The sequence below is a fragment of the Metabacillus hrfriensis genome (assembly GCF_030127205.1).
In the GTDB taxonomy this organism is placed as follows: Bacteria; Bacillota; Bacilli; order Bacillales; family Bacillaceae; genus Bacillus_P; species Bacillus_P dongyingensis.
In genome coordinates this window covers 347,287-368,017 of record NZ_CP126116.1, presented here as the reverse complement: position 1 = coordinate 368,017, position 20,731 = coordinate 347,287, and the positions used below count along the sequence as shown (strand labels likewise).

Here is a 20,731-nt window from a genome sequence, read left to right as displayed (position 1 = left end):
CTCATCCCCCATTTTTCGTTAAGTGGAATACGCTTGATTGAAAATCTCCGCCGCGTTCTGCATGATTCTTGTTCACACCGTTGTATTCAACCGGAAGCTGCAGTCCTCTTTGCATTAGTTCATCTCCTCCATACGCCTGATCTGACCCGTTCACATGGTAGGTGCTGTTTGCATCAAGCCCCGCTAGCTTCAGCGTCTGGATTTTCTTTGGATTTGGCGTAGCCAGTACTTGATACCATCCGATGAATGCTTCGGTCTGATCTTTAGAGACGATCATCCACGCTGTTTCGTTCGATTCAAATGGGCTGATCAATCTGTAAAAATCGCCGTTTCTAATTAGTGTGCGATGTGATTTATATGTTTCGATCTGACTTTTTACCTCTGCTTTTTCTTCATCGGTCATTTTGTTCGGATCCAGCTCATAGCCAAACGTTCCGAAGTATGCGGCATCACCGCGCGCCTTTAAGGACGTTCTGCGCAGCGTCTGATGATTTGGAATATCGGAAACATGAGAGCCGATGCTGTAGATCGGATAGATAAAGGAAGATCCATATTGAATTTTCAATCGCTCCACCGCATCCGTATCGTCACTGGCCCAAGCCTGAGGAGCATAAAAGAGCATTCCGGCATCAAAGCGGCCTCCGCCTCCTGCACATGATTCAAACAGCACGTCAGGGAATTTAAAAGTCAGTCTTTCATACAGGCTGTAAACCCCAAGAATGTATCGGTGGAAAAATTCTCCCTGGCGATCCTGTCCGAGTGCTGCGGAATACGCTTCCGTGATGTTGCGGTTCATATCCCATTTGATATAGCTGAGTTTTGCTGATTGGATAATAGAGGAGATTCTCTCAAACAGATAATCCACCACTTCTTCTCTTGTATAGTCGAGCACCCACTGATTGCGTCCATATGAAACCGGCCGCTCAGGATCATGAATGACCCAGTCCGGATGCTTTGAATAAAGATCACTTTCCTCTGAAATCATTTCAGGCTCAAACCATAGGCCGAACTTCAGCCCTTCGTTTCGGACCGACTGTGACAAAGCGTCGATTCCCTCCGGCAATTTGTTTTTGTCCACAAACCAGTCGCCGAGTGACGTCGTATCATCGTTCCGCTTTCCAAACCAGCCATCATCCAAAACGAATAATTCAACACCGAGCTCTTTGGCCTGCTTTGCAATCGCAACGATTTTTTCTGCATTGAAGTCAAAATAAGTGGCTTCCCAGTTGTTGATGAGCACAGGACGCTCTCTTTTTTGCCAGACAGGTGCAATGAGATGCTCTCTGAAAAGGTTATGAGCAGACTGTGTAAGACCATTCAGGCCCTTATCAGAGTAGGTCATGACTACCTCTGGCGTATGGAACGCTTCCCCAGGATTCAGGCGCCAGTTAAACTGAAATGGATGTATACCCATTTGAATTCTCGTTGTATCATAATGATCAACCTCAGCCTGAGCTAAAAAATTGCCGCTGTACACGAAGTGAAAGCTGTAAGCCTCTCCGCTTGTTTCTGTAGCATTTGAACGTTTCAGCGCCATAAACGGATTATGATGATGCGAGCTTGCTCCGCGAATGCTTGAGATCGATTGAATGCCGGTTTGAAGCTTTCGTTCTTTTACATGTCTCTCTCTTGACCATGTTCCGGCAAGATGAACCATTGTAAAATCATGATCGCAGAGATCGAGTGACATGCTCATCATTCTTTCGATGTCGATCGGCTGCTCTCCCTCGTTTTCCAGGCTTGCATGACGTGTAATTGAAGAGGTGTTTTCAAAAATTGTATAGGAGAGTTTGAGCTTTAAATCTCTCACTTTATCAAGTAAGGTAATGACGAGAGTGCATGCTGCTCCAGCATTGGCAAACGTAGCCGGCATGCCGGGGATGCGCTCTTTCCCATCTATCACTTCATAGGATGAATACTCAAATTTGCTGACAGAGCTTCCATTTGGATGCCGTAGGGAAATTGCCGGCTCTCTGAAATCGCTCGTTCCGTATAGCGGATATTCCTGACAAACCGTTTCAAGTGAAAAGGCAGGATCATTCTTTTCAGGATGACAGCTTGCCGCAGTCGGAATATGATAAGCTGCAAAATGAGAGAAATCAGGCTGATGGTTCAGTTTTTTTCCGTAATACAGCTGGCCAAGCTCCCCGTTTTTCATGACATGAAAAAGATAGCTGACCGTTTTGTTCGTAAGATGGAATTGATTGCGTTCTTCATTTATGAATATAGGCATCGTAGCAAGCTCCTTTACCCAAGATTTGGTTTATCCACAAGATTGATGGAATGGGCATCTGTTCCTTCAAGCTCGATAAGTAAAATCTTATTCTTTCCTTTTTTCAAAAGAGGACCCGGCAAGTAAAGACGTTTTTGAGGTCCTTCTGTTACCCAGTAGCGGCCAAGGTTAAAGCCGTTCACCCACACATTTCCTTTCATCCATCCTTCAAGATCAATAAATGTATCGGCAGGAGCTTCAATCGAAAGTTCACCTTTGTAAAAGCGCGGGAAGCGTTCATCATTTCCTTTAATGAATGAAACAGCTTCTTCATCTGGATTTAGCGAATATACGTCCCAATGAAACCAGTACTGATTGCCGATCCAGAGGTTATCAATGATGCCCTTTTTATCCTTTAAATGCTTGCCGTAATTGACGCGGCCCATATTTTCAACAAAGATCTCAAGGATGTTTTTCTTCTCGCTGAATGGCAGTGTAATTGTTTTTTCCGCATCATTGCGGTAAACTGTGCGTTCCAACCTGCCGTTAATGTAAATAAACGCTCTGTCGCGGATTGGCGTGATATCCATTTCAAGCTCGCCTTGCTTTGTGATCGTTGTTTTGTAAAGGACATAGCCGTAGTTCTGATCCAGCTCTTCCATTGATTTTGGAGCAATAAGCGTTTTCGGTGTTTTTTGTTTCAGAAAATCGAACACACTCATCTGTTCTGCAAGCTCCACAGTTCCATAGTGTTTCTTTTCAGATGGGACCGGGTTTTCTTTTGGAACATCCGTATATTTAGACAGCACCTGCTTAACAGCATGGTATTTTTCCATCGGGTCACCCCATTCTGTCAAAAGCGCGTCGTAATCATAGCTTGTAATCGTCGGAGTGTAGAACTCGTAATGATTTGCCCCGTTCATATACCCAAAATTCGTTCCCCCGTGGAACATATAAAAGTTAACGGAAGCCCCCCGTGCCACCATTTTTTCATACTCTGCCGCAACATCGGCAGCCTCGCGGGTATGATGCTTTCCTCCCCAATGATCGAACCAGCCGATCCAGAATTCTGCACACATCTTTGGAGAATTCGGTCGAAACGTTTCGAGTGAAGCAAAGGCTTCCTCCGAGCGGGAGCCGAAGTTCAAGGTTGTCACTGCATCTTGCATGGAGCCATGCTGAATGAACTCTGGTCCGTCTGAGGTGAATAGCAGGACGTTTATTCCTGCCTGTTTAAAAAGCTCTGCAGAATCATTCAAATACTTTAGGTCATTGCCGTAAGCGCCATATTCATTCTCCACCTGAACGGCGATAACAGGCCCGCCGTTTGATGTTAAATGCGGCACGATTTTTGGAAGCAGGACGTTAAAATAAGAGCGCAGGTGCTCAAAAAAGACAGGATCCGAACTGCGGAGCGCCATTCCCGGCTCCTTCAGCAGCCACCCTGGAAATCCGCCGAACTCCCACTCTGCACAGATGTAGGGAGCCGGTCTCAGAATGACATACAGCTTCAATTCTTCTGCTTTTTTAATAAAGCTTTCCAGATCTGCCAAACCTTCAAAGTGAAATTCTCCCTTTTTCGGTTCATGGACATTCCACGGAATATACGTTTCTACCGTATTCATCCCGAGCTGCTTCAATTTGAGCAGCCGGTCTTCCCAGAACTCCGGTACAACCCTGAAGTAATGAATGCTGCCTGATAAAATTTGAAACGGCTCATTATTTAAATAAAACTGGTTTCCCTTTGTTGTCAGCATCTTTTTTCCCCCTATTTCACGGCACTTCCGAGCATGCCTGAGATAAATTGCTTCTGCAGTACTAAGAAGAAGATTATGATTGGAATGGTTGCGATGGAAACACCCATCATGACTTGACCGTAATCAATGTATGAAAGACCCATTAAGCTTGAAAGAGCAACTGGGAACGTGTACATACTTGCATCGTTCAACACTACAAGCGGCCACATAAAGCTGTTCCACTGTGTCATGAACAGGAAAATCGATGCTGCGGCGAGTGCAGGCCGCATAGATGGCGCTACTACTTTAAAGAAGATTTTCAGTTCCCCTGCTCCGTCAAGTCGTGCTGCTTCAATCAGCTCTGTCGGGAATGCCAGGAAGTTCTGTCTTAACAAGAAAATGGCAAATGGATAGCATAGCTGCGGAGCAATAACCGCAAAGTACGTATTCAGCAAATTCAGCTCAGACATCATGCGGAAAAGCGGAATCAGTGTTGCCTGATATGGAATCATCATGGACAGCAAAAACGCCGTAAAGATAAAGTTTCTTCCTTTGAATTCAAATTTTGCAAGAGCATATGCAGCTAGCGAACATACTGCGAGCGCTGCGACTACATATAGAAGGGATACAAACAGCGAGTTAAACATAACCTGCGGGATATTAATCGATGCATTCAGGTTTTGGAAATTCGTCATCAGCTGATCGCCAGGCGTCAGTGTCGGCGGATTTGTAAACATCTTTCCAGAATCATTTGTAGCGCCGATGAACATCCAGTAAAACGGGAAAATCGAGATGATCAGGAAAAGCATTAATAAACTGTACATGCCAAGCTTCTGCGGTATTTTTTTGCTTCGCTTCTTCTTTGTTTCGGTTAGGAAGTTCGATTGAATTCGGTTGCTCGTTTCTGCATTCATTATCTATCACCTGCCACTTTGAATTGAATGAACGTTAGGATGCCTACTAATACCACAACAATGTATGCAATGGCTGATGCGTAGCCGAACTGGAAGAATTCGAATCCGTTTTGGTAGATGTACAAGCCAAGTGTCATCGTGGAATCAGCCGGTCCGCCTTTTGTTAAGTTGAATGGCTCATCGAATAGTTGCAGCGTACCGATAGTTGATAATGTTCCAGCAAACAGAATAACCGGCTTCAGCTGCGGAATGGTAATGTAGAAAAACTGTCTGATCTTTCCTGCACCGTCTAAAGAAGCAGCCTCGTACATATCGTTTGGAATGTTTTGAAGAGCTGCAAGAAAGATAACCATGTTATATCCCGTCCATCTCCATGTCATCGCAAGGATGATGGATGCTTTTGCCCAGAAGCTGTCTGACAGCCACGGGATCGCTTCCATACCTAAAAATTCAATAACTGTATTAATAATTCCTTCCTCCTGAAGCATGATCGAGAAAAGGATAGAGTATGCCACAAGTGATGTGACTGCAGGAAGGAAAAATGAAACTCTGAAAAATCCTTTTAAGCGCAGCAGTCCGCTGTTCAGCACACTTGAAAGCACAAGAGCCAGAGTCAGCATGATCGGAACCTGAACGATAAAGATAATAAACGTGTTCATAAGGGCTTTATGGAAAATTTCATCCTGGAATAACGTGACGTAATTATCCAATCCAGTAAAGATGTATTCCCCTGCCTCAAAGGTTTGAAAGCTTAATAAAAGAGAAGAAAAAATCGGATAGACAGTAAAAACTATAAAGAGTATAACTGCAGGGGCGATAAACATATAAGGAAATAAACGTGTTTGACTCATGCAAGATCCCACCTTAAATTAGGAAAGGGCTGAATTAAATTCGGCCCTTTCTGTTCATTTTTCAATGTTATTTAATTCTGTTCTCTAATCGTTTTTGCGCGGCTTCGTATGCTTCTTCCATCGATACTTTGCCGCTGACTGATTCAGACTGGGCTTTGATTGATTCATCCATTGCCAGTGAATAGTTGCCTGTATAGTTAACAGATGGAATGCTCTCCATTTGCTCTGTGAACGTGCTCCAGATCGGCTGTCCAGAGAAGAACTCCTGCTCTTCAGTGAAGATCGGCTCATCATAAATCGTGTTAAGTGTCGGGAATAAGCCGCCTTTCATTGCTTCAAGCTGTGTTTCTTCATCTGTTGAGAAGTATTCCATGAAGTCATATGCCTCTTGTTTTTTGTCCGTAGATTCCATGATGACGTAGTTGCTTCCTCCAAGGTTAGAAGCACGGTTGCCGCCTTCTTCAAATGCCGGAAGAGCAATAACGCCCCACTTGCCTGATGTATCTTTACCTTGTCCTGTGATTGATCCTGAGAGCCATGCGCCGGATGGTGCTGCTGCAACCTCGCCGCTTACCATGGCACTGATCCATGCATCCCAGCCGACTGTATTTTTCACTAAGCCTTCATCTTTAAGCTTCTTGATCACTTTTGCAGCATTCATTGATTCTTCTGACGTTAAAGCAAGCTTTCCTTTATCATCAAAATAAAGGGAACCCTGCTGATTCATCATCATGCGGTAGAGTCCGTCGTCACCGTTTAAATCAAGGCCAAGCATTGGTTTGCCTGTTTTTTCTTTAATGACTTTTCCCGCTTCAACAAATTGCTCCCATGTTTGAATGTCTTCTGCTTTTACGCCAGCTTCTTCAAAAATATCTGTGCGGTAAAAGACGCCTGTCGGTCCGCCGTCAAACGGGAAGCCTACCACTTTGTCATTCACAGTTAAAAGGGCTGTTTTACTTGATGGAAATTTATCTTTATGCTCCTCAAAACCGTACTTAGATAGATCTAAGAATGCTTTAGGATAAGATTCTGCATATCCCTGAATGCGGTCATCTTCAACAAGGACGATGTCAGGAAGACCTTGTCCGCCCGCCTGCAAGCCTGTTGTTAATTTCGAATAAACATCTTCTCTCCCGATTTCTACAATTTCAAGCTCAAAATCAGGATTATCTTTCTTATAGCGCTCGGCCGCTGCCTCAAGTACAGGAACGTTGATGTTCCAAGCCCAGGCCGTCAATTTTTTGTCTTCTTTACTTGTCTTTTCAGAAGATCCTCCCGAACAAGCAGAGAGCATGCCGATGATTAGAACCAGACTAATCAAACCCATTACCTTTTTCATGTTTTACCCCCTATAATCTTAATCAAAAGATACTGACCGTAAAAAAATTGAAATCGTTTACATAAACAATAATAGAATAATAGTCAGAAAACTTCAAGTAAAATTTAACTAAAAGTTTTTTATTTTTTACCTTTAATTTTACTTAAATAGTTCCCATACAAAGAAAAAAGCGCCGAGTTTGCATCCGCGCCTTTCTATTATCGTATTCTTCTAATTTATTATTTTAAAAGCTGAACTATTTTACTATATTCTTTTTACTTAAATTCTGGTTATGAGAGATAGGTGTTTTACTTCAATCAATCTCGATTTTAGTTGAAGGCTTCTTAGGAATCGTAATTTTCAGCACACCGTTCCGGTAGTTCGCTTTTAAATTTCTTTTTACAGCTGACGGGGGAATCAGTATTGATTGTTTGCCGTTTTTCTTCTCATTCTCTGATTTTACTGTAATAATCAGTTCTTCTCCCAGAATCTCAAGCTTTATATTCTCTTTTTCGATTCCCGGCAGTTCCGCTTTCACAATAAATGCTGCGTCTGATTCTTCGGTCACAACCGGAAATCCCCTTGGAGCAAATGAATGTTTAAAATAGTCATCGATGCTTCCGAGCAGGGTATGCTTTGGGCGCGAGACAAAAAAATCATTGATCATTTTCATTGGATCTTTTCGATTTGAATCCATGTTCAATCCTCCTGACATACGTGCATTTTTATCTCATTATCATATGTAGCATCATGACAGTTTGCCTATCCGCTGAATAAAGTTGTTTTTGTATTAAATCCGACCGGACATAATACGCGTTAATGGCAGAAAAGGTAACATCAGAAAATTCTAAATAGTTTTACTTTAATTCTTTTCAGAAAGCGCTTACTTATACATGCCCCATAGATCACAAGCGCTCAAAACCCCGCCATGCCTGTTTCATTTCCTTGAAACACGGTGAATAGTTTGTTAGGTTAGTAAACCATAGGGCTGAACGGATTGCGATATTTGGTTCTTATCACACTATCACTTATGTCAAAGGAGAGATTTGGTGGAAATCGGAACAATTTTATCACTTGGAATTTATTTTGTCGGCATGCTTCTGATTGGTTTCTATGCCTTCAAAAAATCAACAAATGATGTATCTGGCTACATGCTGGGAGGACGCGGGCTTGGACCTGCAGTTACTGCTTTGTCAGCAGGTGCATCTGATATGAGCGGCTGGATGCTGATGGGGCTTCCTGGGGCGATGTATACAACCGGATTATCAAGTATGTGGATTGCAGTAGGTTTATCCATCGGGGCTTATTTTAATTATATTCTTGTAGCTCCTCGACTGCGTACCTATACAGAGGTAGCAAACGACTCCATTACGATCCCGGATTACTTCGAAAACCGCTTTAAAGACACGTCACGTATGCTACGTTTTGTTTCTGCAATCGTTATTGTTATATTCTTCACACTTTATACTTCTGCAGGATTAGTATCAGGAGGACTTTTGTTTGAGTCAGCCTTTAAAACGGATTACCTGTTTGGTATGCTTCTTACAGCCGGTGTTGTAATGGTATACACTCTTTTTGGCGGATTTCTTGCCGTCAGCTTAACCGATTTTGTACAGGGCATCATCATGTTCCTTGCGCTGGTCCTTGTACCGATTGTCGCATTTATGGAACTTGGAGGAGTGGGGCCTGCATTTGACGTTGTCCGTGAAATAGATCCGACGTACATGAATATTTTTAAAGGAACGTCTGTTATTGGCATCCTTGGGTTTTTAGCTTGGGGACTTGGATATTTTGGACAGCCTCACATTATCGTTCGTTTTATGGCGATTTCATCAATTAAGGAACTAAAGCCTGCACGAAGAATTGGCATGGGCTGGATGATTATCTCGATTATCGGTGCGATGCTGACAGGATTTGTCGGTATTGCCTATATTAATCAAACAGGGGCTTCACTTGCAGACCCTGAAACGATCTTCATCAAATTTTCCCAAGTACTTTTCCATCCGTTCATTACAGGATTTCTGCTTGCAGCAATCCTTGCAGCGATCATGAGTACCATTTCGTCACAGCTGCTTGTTACTGCGAGTGCCCTGACAGAGGACTTTTATAAAACGTTCTTTAAGCGAAATGCTTCGGATAAAGAGCTTGTTCTCATTGGAAGACTCTCCGTCCTGCTTGTTGCAATCGTAGGTGTTCTGCTATCTTTGGAACCAAGCGACACTATCCTTTCTCTAGTCGGATATGCGTGGGCCGGATTCGGTTCTGCATTTGGACCAGCAGTCCTTCTAAGCTTATACTGGAAACGCATGACGAAGTGGGGCGCGCTTGCCGGTATGGTAGTCGGTGCTGTTACCGTACTTATTTGGGTAAACGTCCCTGCATTGAAAGAATTTATGTACGAAATGATTCCTGGATTCTTCTTAAGTTTACTTGCGGTTTACGTTGTCAGCTTAATCACAAGCAGACCTTCTAAGAGTGTTCAGAATACATTTACTGAAATGGAAGAAGTTTTAGAGAAAGAAACAAAGTAATAAACGATAAGACGCTTAGGAGATTGCATCCTAAGCGTTTTTCTTTTTTATCCTGAAGTAAATGTTTATGATAATCGCAATCAAAAACCGATCGAATTATAAGTCCTGGAAGGAAAAGATCATTGATGCTAGACTCAATACAAACATGATGCAGGTTAAAAGTAAATATGCAATTGCCACAGACTTACCTCATAAAAAAGAGCTTAAACAAACGTTTGTTTAAGCTCTTTTCCCTTCTATTAAAGCGTTTCTGATGTTGTTTTTGCCTGTAGATGAAGCAATAAATAATCCGGTCCGCCGCCTTTTGAATCAGTACCGGACATGTTGAAGCCGCCAAATGGCTGGTATCCAACGATTGCCCCTGTGCAGCCGCGATTGAAATACAGATTTCCGACATGGAAGTCTTCGCGCGCCTTCTCAATGTGATCGCGGTTGTTGGTAAGGACTGCCCCTGTTAAACCGTAGTCTGTGTTGTTGGCAATTTCAATTGCATGGTCAAAATCTTTTGCTTTCGCAAAGCCGACAACCGGCCCGAAGATTTCCTCCTGCATCAAGCGTGCTTTCGGATCAAGATCCGCAATGATTGTAGGCTGAATGAAGAAGCCTTTCGAGCTGTCTCCTTCCCCGCCTGCAACGAGTCTTCCTTCTTCCTTGCCTATTTCGACATAGCTCATAATTTTATCAAATGCAGCCTGGTCGATGACAGGACCCATGAAATAAGATCCGTCTGCTGTATCACCGACTGTCAATTCTTTTGTTAACTCGATTGCGCGATTTAGAACCTGATCATACACATCCTCAACGATAACTGCTCGTGAACAAGCCGAGCATTTTTGTCCAGAGAATCCAAATGCTGATTTCACGATTGATTGTGCAGCTAATTCTAAATCTGCGTCTTTATCAACGACTATTGTATCTTTGCCGCCCATTTCAGCAATCACGCGCTTCAGCCAGATTTGCCCTTCATTCACTTTAGAAGCACGTTCATAAATGCGAGTTCCGACATCACGTGAACCCGTGAAGCTGATAAAACGGGTGCGTGGGTGATCAACTAAATAATCGCCAACCTCAGAGCCGCTTCCAGGCACGAAATTTAAAACACCTTTCGGAAGTCCCGCTTGCTCCATAACTTCTGCAAACTTAGCCGCTACAACTGGAGTAGTTGAAGCCGGTTTTAGTAACACAGTGTTTCCTGTTACGATTGCGGCAATTGTCGTACCTGCCATAATCGCAAACGGGAAGTTCCACGGGGAAATAATAATCCCTACACCCAGAGGAATGTAGCTGTAACGGTTATATTCACCAGGACGGCTCTCAACCGGCATGCCATCCTTTAATTTCAGCATTTGACGGGCATAGTACTCAATGAAATCTATCGCTTCTGCAGTATCAGCATCCGCTTCATTCCAAGGCTTGCCTGCTTCTTTCGTTAAAAGCGCTGAAAACTCATGCTTGCGGCGGCGAATGATCGCAGCTGCTCTGAAAAGAATGTCAGCACGAATTTCCGGCTTTACTTTGCGCCACGTGTTAAATGTCTCATCTGCCACTTGCATCGCTTTTTCGGCTAACTCCTGGTTTGCCTTCGAAACGCGGCCAATCACCTCTTCTTTATTTGAAGGATTCACAGAAACAATTTTATCCTCTGTGGAAATGCACTCTCCGCCAATAACCAAGTTATAATCCTGTCCTAAATATGACTCGACAAGCTTCAAGCCTTCTAGATAGGCTTTCTTATTCTCTTCTGATGAAAAATCAGTAAATGGTTCGTGTTTGTACGGTATCATGATTCTAATTCGCCTCCCTGCAAGTATGAAACGTTTCCCCCCCATTCTAACGAAAGAAGCGGAAACTTTCAAACTATGATAAATAGTCACAATATTAAGTTTATTAAATTCTCTGTTTCATAGAGTTTACTATTTTTTTATTTTATTGGAAGCGTTGCCGGATAGTTAGATTGAAGCGATAGATTGGTTTGGGCAGCCAGAAAGTTAGAACCTATTCTCGGTCCCTGGACTGAATTGGGAGATAACTTCTTATTAGAATGAATGCTTTTACCAATATAATTGGGATTGAATTATCGGGTTATTATACGTACTCTATGAGTATCCAAATCCAGGATTGTGCCTGTAAAGAGGAATCATTCGCTCTCATTGAGTATCCAAAACCAGGATTAAGCCTGTAAAGTGGATCATTCGCTCTCATTGAGTATCCAAAACCAGGATTGTGCCTGTTTAGGGGGAATCATTCGATCTCATTGAGTATCCAAATCCAGGATTGAGACTGTTTAGGGGAATCATTCGCTCTCTATGAGTATTCAAATCCAGGATTGAGACTGTTTAGGGGAATCATTCGCTCTATATGAGTATTCAAATCCAGGATTGAGACTGTTTAGGAGAATCATTCACTCTCATTGAGTATCCAAATCCGAGATTTAACCTGTAAAAGGGAATCATTCGCTCTCATTGAGTATCCAAATCCAGGATTGAGACTGTTTAGGGGAATCATTCGCTCTCATTGAGTATCCAAATCTAGGATTGGGCCTGTATAGAGGAATCATACGCCCTCTATGAGCATCCAAATTCGAGATTTATCCTGTAAAAGGGAATCATTCACTCTCATTGAGTATCCAAAACCAGGATTGTGCCTGTATAGTGGAATCATACACTCTCTATGAGTATCCAATTCCGAGATTTAGCCTGTAAAAGGGAATCATTCGCTCTCATTGAGTATCCAAATCCAGGATTGAGACTGTAAAGTGGAATCATTCGCTCTCATTGAGTATCCAAATCCGAGATTTAGCCTGTAAAAGGGAATCATTCGCTTTCTATGAGTATCCAAATCCACGATTAAGCCTGTAAAGTGGAATCATTCGCTCTCTATGAGTATCCAAATCTAGGATTAAGCCTGTAAAGTGGAATCATTCGCTCTCTATGAGTATCCAAATCCAGGATTGAGCTAGTATAGAGGAATCATTCGCTCTCTATGAGTATCCAAATCCAGGATTAAGCCTGTAAAGTGGAATCATTCGCTCTCTATGAGTATCCAAATCCAGGATTAAGCCTGTATAGTGGAATCATACACTCTCTATGAGTATCCAATTCCGAGATTTAGCCTGTAAAAGGGAATCATTCGCTCTCATTGAGTATCCAAATCCAGGATTGAGACTGTAAATAGGAATCATTCGCACCCATTGAGTACCCAAACCCAGGATTAAGCCTGTAAAAAGGAATCATTCGCACTCTATCTGCCGGGTCCCTAGTGCAGCTAGAAAAGGGGCCATTCTTGTTTGCTTTATGATTTTTTGGAAGCACAAACTCTAAAAAAGCCACCCCACACATGTGAGATGGCTAATAAATTATTGATAAATATGAACGGTCGGTTTTTCCTGTCCTGGTTTACGCACGATCAGCGCCTCTTGGCCGCTTGTTGAATTGATGTTTACTTCAACTGAAACGTAATCAGGGAAATAGTCGACCACTTTACCTGTGACAAACTGGGTAAAGGCAATGACTTCTGATTTTCCGTAGAATTGCATGGGTATATCAATCTTCAATTCTTGCATTTCTTCCCCTTTGTAAAAGGCTTTGCCGATAACGCCTGTGTAGTTAGGGAAAAACTCGTCGATGTCCTGTTTGAATCGTTCAAAAAGATTGGCATCCTCACGATAGTCTTCCGTCCCTTGAGGCGATGGGAAAAAGACGTATTCCTCATCAATGCTGTCCCATTTGCCGATTTGATTGCTGCCTCCGTCTACTACTGTGCTTGCGATAAAGCTTCCAGGTACAATGGATGACTTCGGCGCTTGCTTGTATAATGCAATGACAACTGGTACATTTTCTAGGCCTTTTTGGCTTCGGACGCGTTTAATGACTTCCTCAGCCATCTTTTTCCCCTCTGCTTCAAGCATCTGCGGATCAATTACATATTCACGCTGCGGTTCACCGACCGCTTCACGGTAGTAATGAACCGAGTTTAAAGCAAGGCCAATGACAACTCCGCCAAGCTCGACTGTATTTTCGCCTTTGCGGACTAAGTAATTGTGTTCAAGCATGTGTGCTAAGTAGATTGGGCTATTTTCATTTTGCTGAATATAGTCGCCTTCAGTGCTTGCAATTGGGTTAAGGCCCTCGTTTTTGAAGGTTTCATCATTCGCTTTTGCTTTCTCTTGCGCTTCTTTCAATTTGTCCCCTTCAAGTTTGCGGCCAAGCCACTCCCGAACGGTCTTCTCATCAAGATACTGTCCCTCCTGATAAAGATGATTGTCAGGAGAAAATTCGTCCTGCGCAACTCTCATCAGTCCCGTTTCAAATTCGTCGATGTCTAAGCGGGTATTGATGTTTTCAGCGACAAGTCCTCTTGCTTTTCCTTCTTTAAAAGGCAGGATCATTTTATAGTAGGAGTCTGAAATGTTGTATTTCGGAATAATCGCTTTTTCGGTTGATTCATCTTCTGTTTCCCGCACGATTTCCTCTTGATCACCAAAGCTGGGTGCGCAGGCTGAAAGGAATAGACAGCCTGCGAGCAGCATTACCATTACTTTTTTCAAGTCGGAATACACCTCTTATTTTTTTAATTCCTCAAGCAGTTTCTTCTCATCCCAAATTTCGATGTTTAACTCTTGAGCCTTTGAAAGCTTGCTTCCTGCATCTTCCCCGGCAACGACTAAATCTGTTTTTTTGCTGACACTTCCGGCTACTTTGCCGCCAAGAGCTTCGATTTGGTCTTTTGCTTCATTTCGGGAGAGCTCTTCTAGTTTTCCAGTCAAAACAACCGTTTTGCCTGCAAAGAAGGAATCTGATTCCTCTGCTCTAACAAGCTTCGGTCCTAAGTATGCCATATTGACTCCGCATGATTTCAGCTCGGAAATCAGCTCATTCATCTCAGGCTGTTCAAAATACGTCACAACGGCATCCGCCATCTTATCGCCAATTTCATTAACCGCAATAATCTCATCTCTTGATGCTGTTTGCAATCGTTCCATTGTCTCAAAATGCTGAGCAAGTGTCTTGGCCGCCTTCGCTCCGATGAAACGGATGCCAAGTCCGAACAGCAATCTCTCAAGTGAGCTTGCTTTTGAGTTTTCGATCGCCTGAAGGAGGTTGTCCACTGATTTCTCGCCCATCCGCTCAAGCTCAAGCAGCTGCTCACGGGTCAATTTGTATAGATCGGCAACATCCTTAATCAGGTTTTCTTTGAAAAGCTGCGCAATGACACGCTCGCCAAGTCCATCAATGTTCATCGCATTTCTTGAAACAAAATGAATTAATCCCTCGCGAATCTGAGCCGGGCACTTCGGATTGATGCATCTGAGCGCAACCTCGCCTTCGATCCGGACAAGCTCGCTTTCACATTCAGGACAGTGGGTCGGCATATTGAACTCTTCCTCATCGCCTGTGCGGTGCTCAAGCAGGACATTGACAACCTCGGGAATAATGTCTCCAGCTTTTTTGATAACGACATAGTCTCCTAGACGAATGTCTTTTTCACGTATTAAATCTTCATTATGAAGCGAAGCGCGTTTCACCGTTGTACCAGCTACACGTACAGGCTCCAAAAGGGCAGTTGGAGTGATGACACCAGTGCGTCCAACTGTTAATTCGATGTCAAGAAGCTTCGTCATCACTTCTTCTGCAGGAAACTTGTAGGCAATTGCCCAGCGAGGACTTTTAGCCGTAAAACCAAGCGCTTCCTGCTGCTCAATCGAATCAACTTTTATCACGATGCCGTCAATTTCATAAGGCAGATTTGCTCTTTTTTCCTGAAATGATTCAATCAAAGTAATCACTTCGTCAATTGATTCGCATCTGCGGCGCTCTGTGTTCGTTTTAAAACCAAGCTCACAAAGAGCATCAAGTCCGGCACTTTGAGTAGCCGCTCCTGTTTCTTCACCAAGGTCTGCAATACTATAGACGAAAATATTCAGATTTCGTTTCGCCGCAATTTTAGGGTCAAGCTGGCGAAGAGACCCAGCCGCCGCGTTGCGAGGGTTGGCAAACGGCTCTTCTTCAAGCCTAATTCTTGTTTCATTTAATTTTTCAAAAGATGCTTTTGGCATGTAGGCTTCGCCGCGGACTTCAATTGAAAGGTTTTTCTTTAATTTAAGCGGAATGGACCGGATTGTTTTTAAGTTTTCGGTAATGTCTTCGCCTGTTGTGCCGTCGCCGCGGGTTGCACCTTGTATGAATGCACCGTTTTCGTAGCGGAGAGACACAGCAAGTCCATCAATTTTCAGTTCAACCATATACTGAACATCATCGCCGACTGCCTGTCTCACACGGCGGTCAAAATCTCTGATATCCTGTTCGTTGAAGGCATTTCCAAGGCTTAGCATCGGTTTCTTATGCTGCACCTTTTTAAATCCTTCAAGGATATTGCCCCCGACACGCTGCGTCGGGGAATCAGGTGTCTTCAATTCAGGAAACGATTCTTCAATCTCGATTAATTCATGAAGAAGCTGATCATATTCAGAGTCAGCCACAGTCGGTTTATCAAGAACGTGATATTCATAGTTGTATTTATTTAATAATTCATGCAGAGTTTCTGCGCGTTGTTTGGCTGCAGTCATATCCATCCGGGGTCCATTCCTTTCTTGTAACGTCTACACTTTTTGAATCGGAGCAAACTTGGCAAGCAGTCGTTTAATGCCTACCGGGCTCGGGAATGCAATATCAAGTTCTTTGCCTTCTCCTTCGCCTTTTACACTGACAACTGTGCCGATTCCCCATTTTTTATGCTCCGCTTTATTGCCGACAGACCAGGCAATTTCGTCTCCGCCTGTTGAAGCCGCAATCGGTCTGTTGACCTGTGGCCGTCTGTCAGGACGGGTTTTCGCAGCAAATGGAGCAGCGCTCTTTTTCACTTCATTTAAATTCTCCAGCAGTTCAGACGGAATCTCTGATATGAAACGGGATTCAGGATTCATGCTTGTTCGTCCGAAAAGAGTTCTCATTTTAGCATTCGTAATGTACAGCTCTTTTTCAGCGCGGGTAATACCGACATAAGCAAGACGTCTCTCCTCTTCCATTTCCGCTTCTTCCATAAGTGAACGGCTGTGGGGGAATACCCCTTCCTCGACACCCATTAAGAAGACAACCGGAAACTCTAGTCCTTTTGCAGAGTGAAGAGTCATTAGCACGACGGCTTCTTTAGAGGCTTCCTCATCTTCATCTAATTTATCAATATCCGCAACTAAAGCCAAATCGGTTAAAAAGGCTACCAGGCTTTTATCTTCACTATTTTTCTCGAAGTTTTGCGTAACAGATAAGAACTCATCAATATTCTCAAGACGGCTTTGTGCTTCAATTGTTTTTTCGGTTTTCAGCATTTCGCGATATCCTGTCTTTTCAATCACTTCTTCAGCAAGCTCAGTGACAGACAAGTAATCCTGCATGTTCGCAAGGTTGCGGACAAGCTCTCGGAAATCCACCATCGCACTGACTACACGCCCGCTTACGCCTGCAAATTCGATTTGCTCAATTGCACCGAACAGAGATAAGTCATTATCAAGCGCATACTGAGCAATCTTATCGACTGATGTGGCGCCTACACCGCGCTTAGGTGTGTTAATAACACGCGCCAAGCTGATATCATCATCTGGATTGGCAATCAATCTTAAGTATGCAAGGATATCTTTAATTTCTTTTCTGTCGTAGAACTTAATCCCGCCGACAATGGTGTAATTGATATTTGATTTGAGCAGAATTTCCTCAATAACACGGGACTGTGCATTGGTGCGGTAGAGAATCGCAAAATCAGATAGCTTTCTACCTTCTGAAGAAACAAGCTGATTGATTTTTCCCGCTACGAACTGCCCTTCGGCTGATTCACTGTCAGCGCGGTAATAGTTGATTTTCTGTCCTTCATCATTTTGCGTCCAGAGATTTTTCGCTTTGCGGTTCATGTTGTTTTTAATAACTCCGTTTGCCGCTTCCAGGATACGCTGTGTGGAACGGTAATTCTGCTCAAGCAAAATCACGCTCGCAGTCGGGTAATCCTTCTCAAAGGAGAGAATGTTCGCGATATCCGCACCGCGCCAGCGATAAATAGACTGATCGGAATCACCGACAACACATAGATTTTGGAAACGTGATGCAAGCATTTTAACCAATAAGTACTGCGCTTTATTCGTATCCTGATACTCATCCACGTGGATAAATTGAAATTTGCGCTGGTAAAACTCAAGCACTTCAGGAACACGCTGAAAAAGCTGAATCGTTGTCATGATCAAATCATCAAAATCAAGCGACTGGTTTTTCAGCAGCTTCTTTTGATAATCCTTGTAAACATCGCTTGCGACCTGCTCGTACATGCCGCCTGCTGTCTTTTCGAACTCATCAGGAGTGATCAGTTCATTTTTCGCTCCGCTGATGCTGCCTAAAATGCTTCGCGGGTCAAACTTCTTCGGATCGATATTGCGTTCTTTCAGAATGGATTTTATGACAGAAAGCTGGTCTGTCGTATCAAGAATCGAGAAGTTTCTGCTGATTCCGATCCGGTCGATATCTCTTCTTAAGATACGGACACACATGGAGTGAAAGGTCGAGATCCAAATATCATCTGCACCTGGTCCAAGCAGTTTTCCGATTCTTTCTTTCATTTCACGCGCCGCTTTATTTGTAAACGTAATCGCAAGGATGTTCCATGGCGCTACGCCTTTTTCAACCATTAAGTAAGCAATTCTTCTTGTGAGCACACTCGTCTTGCCGCTTCCTGCTCCGGCCATTATTAAGAGCGGTCCATCTGTTGCCTTGACCGCTTCTTTCTGCATATCGTTTAAACCATTCAATAATTGATCTGTTAAAAATTGCACGTTCCGGGCACCACCTTATCAAACGTATGTTCTTATTTTATCTCATATCCTGAGTTAAATGCAATTACGAAAAGCGGAAGCGCCCGTTTAGCTCCGAAAGGCAGATAAGAATCCGGCAGAAAAGTCCGGGTTTGACTTTTCCTGCGGATTTGTTCTGGCCGAGGAGCTGGGCGATGGAGCTAGACATAAATGCGCTAAACTTTATTTCTTCTTCTCAAGGTTTTACTGCTTTTACTGTTTTCAAAGCGGATTGAAAATCATCATAGATAACATTGCCGACAACCACAACATCTGCAAATTCAGCCATTTCAGCTGCCTGTTCTGGCGTTTCAATGCCTCCGCCGTAAAATAGTTTGGTAGAGGATAAGACAGAGCTTGCAGCCTGTACTACATTTACGTCTCCGTAAGTTCCGCTGTATTCTAGATAAAAGATTGGCATATGGAACATTTTTTCTGCCATGCGTGCATACGCCATGACATCATCTGCTGATAACTCCGTATTCGCCTCTGTCAGTTTTGCCGCTTTGCAGTCACCATTTAAAATACAATAGCCTTCAACAATCAGCTCATCCCAGCTCATGATCTCACCGTATTCTTTCACAGCCTCGTGATGCAGTCCCATTACCCACTTCGTATTCATGCTGTTCATAACGGACGGGATAAAATACAAGTCAAATCCCGGTATGATCGACTCAATTTCTGAAACCTCAAGCACACATGGAACAAGATATCTTCTGATTCGGGACATTAAGTTTAACACATTATCCATCGTCACATTGTCGCTTCCGCCGACAATGATCGCATCTGTTCCTGATTCGCATATTATTTCTAGATTTTCATCGCTTATTTCTTTATCTGGATCGAGTTTGAACACATGTTTCCACTCGGCAACTTCATACATGGTCTTTCCTCCTAACAATCGGGTTCCACCTGAAACATTATATCAAATTAACGTCCTGCAAAAAACGCACAGGTGCTATGAAGGTTTTGACAATCTGTTCACGAGTTCGTTTTAAAAGTGGCTTAATTCATAATTCAAAACTATTTTGAAGATAATAATTTAAAAAAACGGAGGAAAAAACATTGAATGGAAAAAATCCTATTTGCTCATCTGAGCTCGGTACACTGTGGCTAACCTACCAGGAAAAAACACTGATTCTTAGAATATTAGAATATTTCATGGAAAAAGCTGATGATCAGCAAGCCTTAAATATTATGGGAGGTTTATGGCAGGAACTCAATCATTATGTAATCAAAATCGAAGACATTTTTGAACAGGAAGGTGTAGTCATTCCTAATGGATTTACTAAAGAAGATGTAAACTTAGAAGCTCCAAAGCTTTACGACAATGGATTTGATATTATGTTTCTTCGTATTTTAAAAGAAATCAGCATGGGTATGTACACCCTTAACATGAATATGGCATACCGTGAAGATGTAATGACCATTTATGAAGGATTAACGACTACTACGCAAAAGGTTTATAAACTGGCTACCCATTATTTACTTAATAATGGCATTCTTACTCTGCCGCCAAAAGTGACCATGCCGAAATCAACGGAATTTATAAAAAGTAAAAACTATTTGAACGGATTTCGTTTCTTTGGTGAAAATCGGGCTTTAAACGACATTGAAATAGGCAATCTCCATCACGGAATCGAAACAAATCATATTGGCATGCAGCTTGTAACCGGTTTTGCACAATGTGCTAAAAACAAAGAAGTTAGACAATATTTTGTAAAAGGAAAAGAACTTGCCAAGAAACAAATAAAAACTTTCGAAGAAATTCTCCTAGAAAGCAATGTTCAGTTCTCAGCTTCTTCAGGGAGTACAGTAACTGATTCGACAATCCCTCCATTTTCTGAAAAGCTAATGATGTTCTGTATTTATCTTCTTAATGGGTTTGGGCTTGTAGGAAGCAGTTTTGGTTCCATTTTCAGTTTAAGAAATGATATATCCATGAAAACAGCATTGATAGGAAAAGATATTTACGTCTACGCCAATGAAGGAATAAAAATTATGATTAAAAATGGCTGGATGGAAGAACCGCCTCAAATGGGAAACAGGACTTGAATGACGAATAAGCAGGCACCGCATCTCATCATATATGAAGAATAAGTTTTATCATCAGATAAATAATATGCAATGTGTTCGTTCATTTAACACGATCCTGCAATGTGGAGGGATTCATTTTGAATATTCTTGTAAGCTTACTCTCAATTTTCCTTGAAATCGTTATTCGGACAGCATTTCTGGTTAATGAGACTTCTTCTAGATTCAATTCATTTTTCAGAATGCCATCTTTAACATAAGCGCGGAATATTCTCAATTTCACATTGGCAACAAAAACGGTGAAGTGC

General features: G+C 42.7%; 13 protein-coding genes. 2 read left to right on the top strand and 11 right to left on the bottom strand.

Annotation, left to right across the window (positions count from 1 at the left end; translation table 11 throughout):
- Position 1: 1 nt before the first annotated feature.
- The 6 genes from QLQ22_RS01930 to QLQ22_RS01905 form a co-directional block, all read right to left on the bottom strand.
- Positions 2–2,233, bottom strand: coding sequence for an alpha-galactosidase (locus tag QLQ22_RS01930; protein ID WP_252207931.1), 2,232 nt, complete (start codon positions 2,231–2,233; stop codon positions 2–4).
- A gap of 14 nt (positions 2,234–2,247) precedes the next feature.
- On the bottom strand, positions 2,248–3,969 hold the full coding sequence (locus QLQ22_RS01925; protein ID WP_284015897.1) for a glycoside hydrolase family 35 protein: 1,722 nt from the start codon (positions 3,967–3,969) through the stop codon (positions 2,248–2,250).
- A gap of 11 nt (positions 3,970–3,980) precedes the next feature.
- Positions 3,981–4,772 carry a carbohydrate ABC transporter permease gene (locus tag QLQ22_RS01920; RefSeq protein WP_223443076.1) on the bottom strand — a complete coding sequence of 264 codons (792 nt, stop codon included), beginning with the start codon at positions 4,770–4,772 and terminating at the stop codon, positions 3,981–3,983.
- Positions 4,773–4,861: 89 nt separating this feature from the next.
- A complete protein-coding gene (locus QLQ22_RS01915; RefSeq protein ID WP_223439087.1) occupies positions 4,862–5,713 on the bottom strand; it encodes a carbohydrate ABC transporter permease in 852 nt (283 codons plus the stop codon).
- Positions 5,714–5,780: 67 nt separating this feature from the next.
- Entirely contained in the window at positions 5,781–7,052 is a 1,272-nt protein-coding gene (locus tag QLQ22_RS01910; RefSeq protein WP_223439086.1) for an ABC transporter substrate-binding protein, read from the bottom strand.
- A gap of 292 nt (positions 7,053–7,344) precedes the next feature.
- Positions 7,345–7,728: an Hsp20/alpha crystallin family protein gene (locus tag QLQ22_RS01905; RefSeq protein WP_284015895.1), complete on the bottom strand. Its 384-nt coding sequence runs from the start codon at positions 7,726–7,728 to the stop codon at positions 7,345–7,347.
- A gap of 352 nt (positions 7,729–8,080) precedes the next feature.
- Between QLQ22_RS01905 and putP the strand changes: the two genes are divergently transcribed.
- Positions 8,081–9,562, top strand: a complete 1,482-nt coding sequence (gene putP, locus QLQ22_RS01900; protein WP_223439084.1) for a sodium/proline symporter PutP — start codon at positions 8,081–8,083, stop codon at positions 9,560–9,562.
- Positions 9,563–9,801: 239 nt separating this feature from the next.
- Here putP and pruA read toward each other — a convergent pair whose 3' ends face one another.
- The 5 genes from pruA to pcrB all read right to left on the bottom strand — a co-directional run bounded on the left by pruA (position 9,802) and on the right by pcrB (position 19,272).
- Positions 9,802–11,349 carry an L-glutamate gamma-semialdehyde dehydrogenase gene (gene pruA / locus QLQ22_RS01895; RefSeq protein ID WP_284016730.1) on the bottom strand — a complete coding sequence of 516 codons (1,548 nt, stop codon included), beginning with the start codon at positions 11,347–11,349 and terminating at the stop codon, positions 9,802–9,804.
- Between the two features lie 1,568 nt (positions 11,350–12,917).
- Positions 12,918–14,108: a CamS family sex pheromone protein gene (locus QLQ22_RS01890; protein WP_423246221.1), complete on the bottom strand. Its 1,191-nt coding sequence runs from the start codon at positions 14,106–14,108 to the stop codon at positions 12,918–12,920.
- 15 nt (positions 14,109–14,123) lie between these two features.
- Positions 14,124–16,133, bottom strand: coding sequence for an NAD-dependent DNA ligase LigA (gene ligA / locus QLQ22_RS01885; protein ID WP_284015894.1), 2,010 nt, complete (start codon positions 16,131–16,133; stop codon positions 14,124–14,126).
- A gap of 27 nt (positions 16,134–16,160) precedes the next feature.
- Positions 16,161–18,329: a DNA helicase PcrA gene (gene pcrA / locus QLQ22_RS01880; RefSeq protein ID WP_423246250.1), complete on the bottom strand. Its 2,169-nt coding sequence runs from the start codon at positions 18,327–18,329 to the stop codon at positions 16,161–16,163.
- 256 nt (positions 18,330–18,585) lie between these two features.
- Positions 18,586–19,272, bottom strand: coding sequence for a heptaprenylglyceryl phosphate synthase (gene pcrB, locus QLQ22_RS01875; protein ID WP_252207926.1), 687 nt, complete (start codon positions 19,270–19,272; stop codon positions 18,586–18,588).
- Between the two features lie 182 nt (positions 19,273–19,454).
- Here pcrB and QLQ22_RS01870 point away from each other — a divergent pair, with 182 nt between their 5' ends.
- Complete coding sequence (locus tag QLQ22_RS01870; protein WP_223439080.1) at positions 19,455–20,444, top strand: DUF3231 family protein; 990 nt, start codon at positions 19,455–19,457, stop codon at positions 20,442–20,444.
- Positions 20,445–20,731: the final 287 nt, after the last annotated feature.

Excerpts from the sequence above, each read along its gene's own strand:
- QLQ22_RS01930 (WP_252207931.1), bottom strand. The coding sequence starts at position 2,233 with ATGCCTATATTCATAAATGAAGAACGCAATCAATTCCATCTTACGAAC.
- QLQ22_RS01925 (WP_284015897.1), bottom strand. The coding sequence starts at position 3,969 with ATGCTGACAACAAAGGGAAACCAGTTTTATTTAAATAATGAGCCGTTT.
- QLQ22_RS01920 (WP_223443076.1), bottom strand. The coding sequence starts at position 4,772 with ATGTACAGTTTATTAATGCTTTTCCTGATCATCTCGATTTTCCCGTTT.
- QLQ22_RS01915 (WP_223439087.1), bottom strand. The coding sequence starts at position 5,713 with ATGAGTCAAACACGTTTATTTCCTTATATGTTTATCGCCCCTGCAGTT.
- QLQ22_RS01910 (WP_223439086.1), bottom strand. The coding sequence starts at position 7,052 with ATGAAAAAGGTAATGGGTTTGATTAGTCTGGTTCTAATCATCGGCATG.
- QLQ22_RS01905 (WP_284015895.1), bottom strand. The coding sequence starts at position 7,728 with ATGGATTCAAATCGAAAAGATCCAATGAAAATGATCAATGATTTTTTT.
- ligA (WP_284015894.1), bottom strand. The coding sequence starts at position 16,133 with ATGGATATGACTGCAGCCAAACAACGCGCAGAAACTCTGCATGAATTA.
- pcrA (WP_423246250.1), bottom strand. The coding sequence starts at position 18,329 with ATGCAGAAAGAAGCGGTCAAGGCAACAGATGGACCGCTCTTAATAATG.
- pcrB (WP_252207926.1), bottom strand. The coding sequence starts at position 19,272 with ATGTATGAAGTTGCCGAGTGGAAACATGTGTTCAAACTCGATCCAGAT.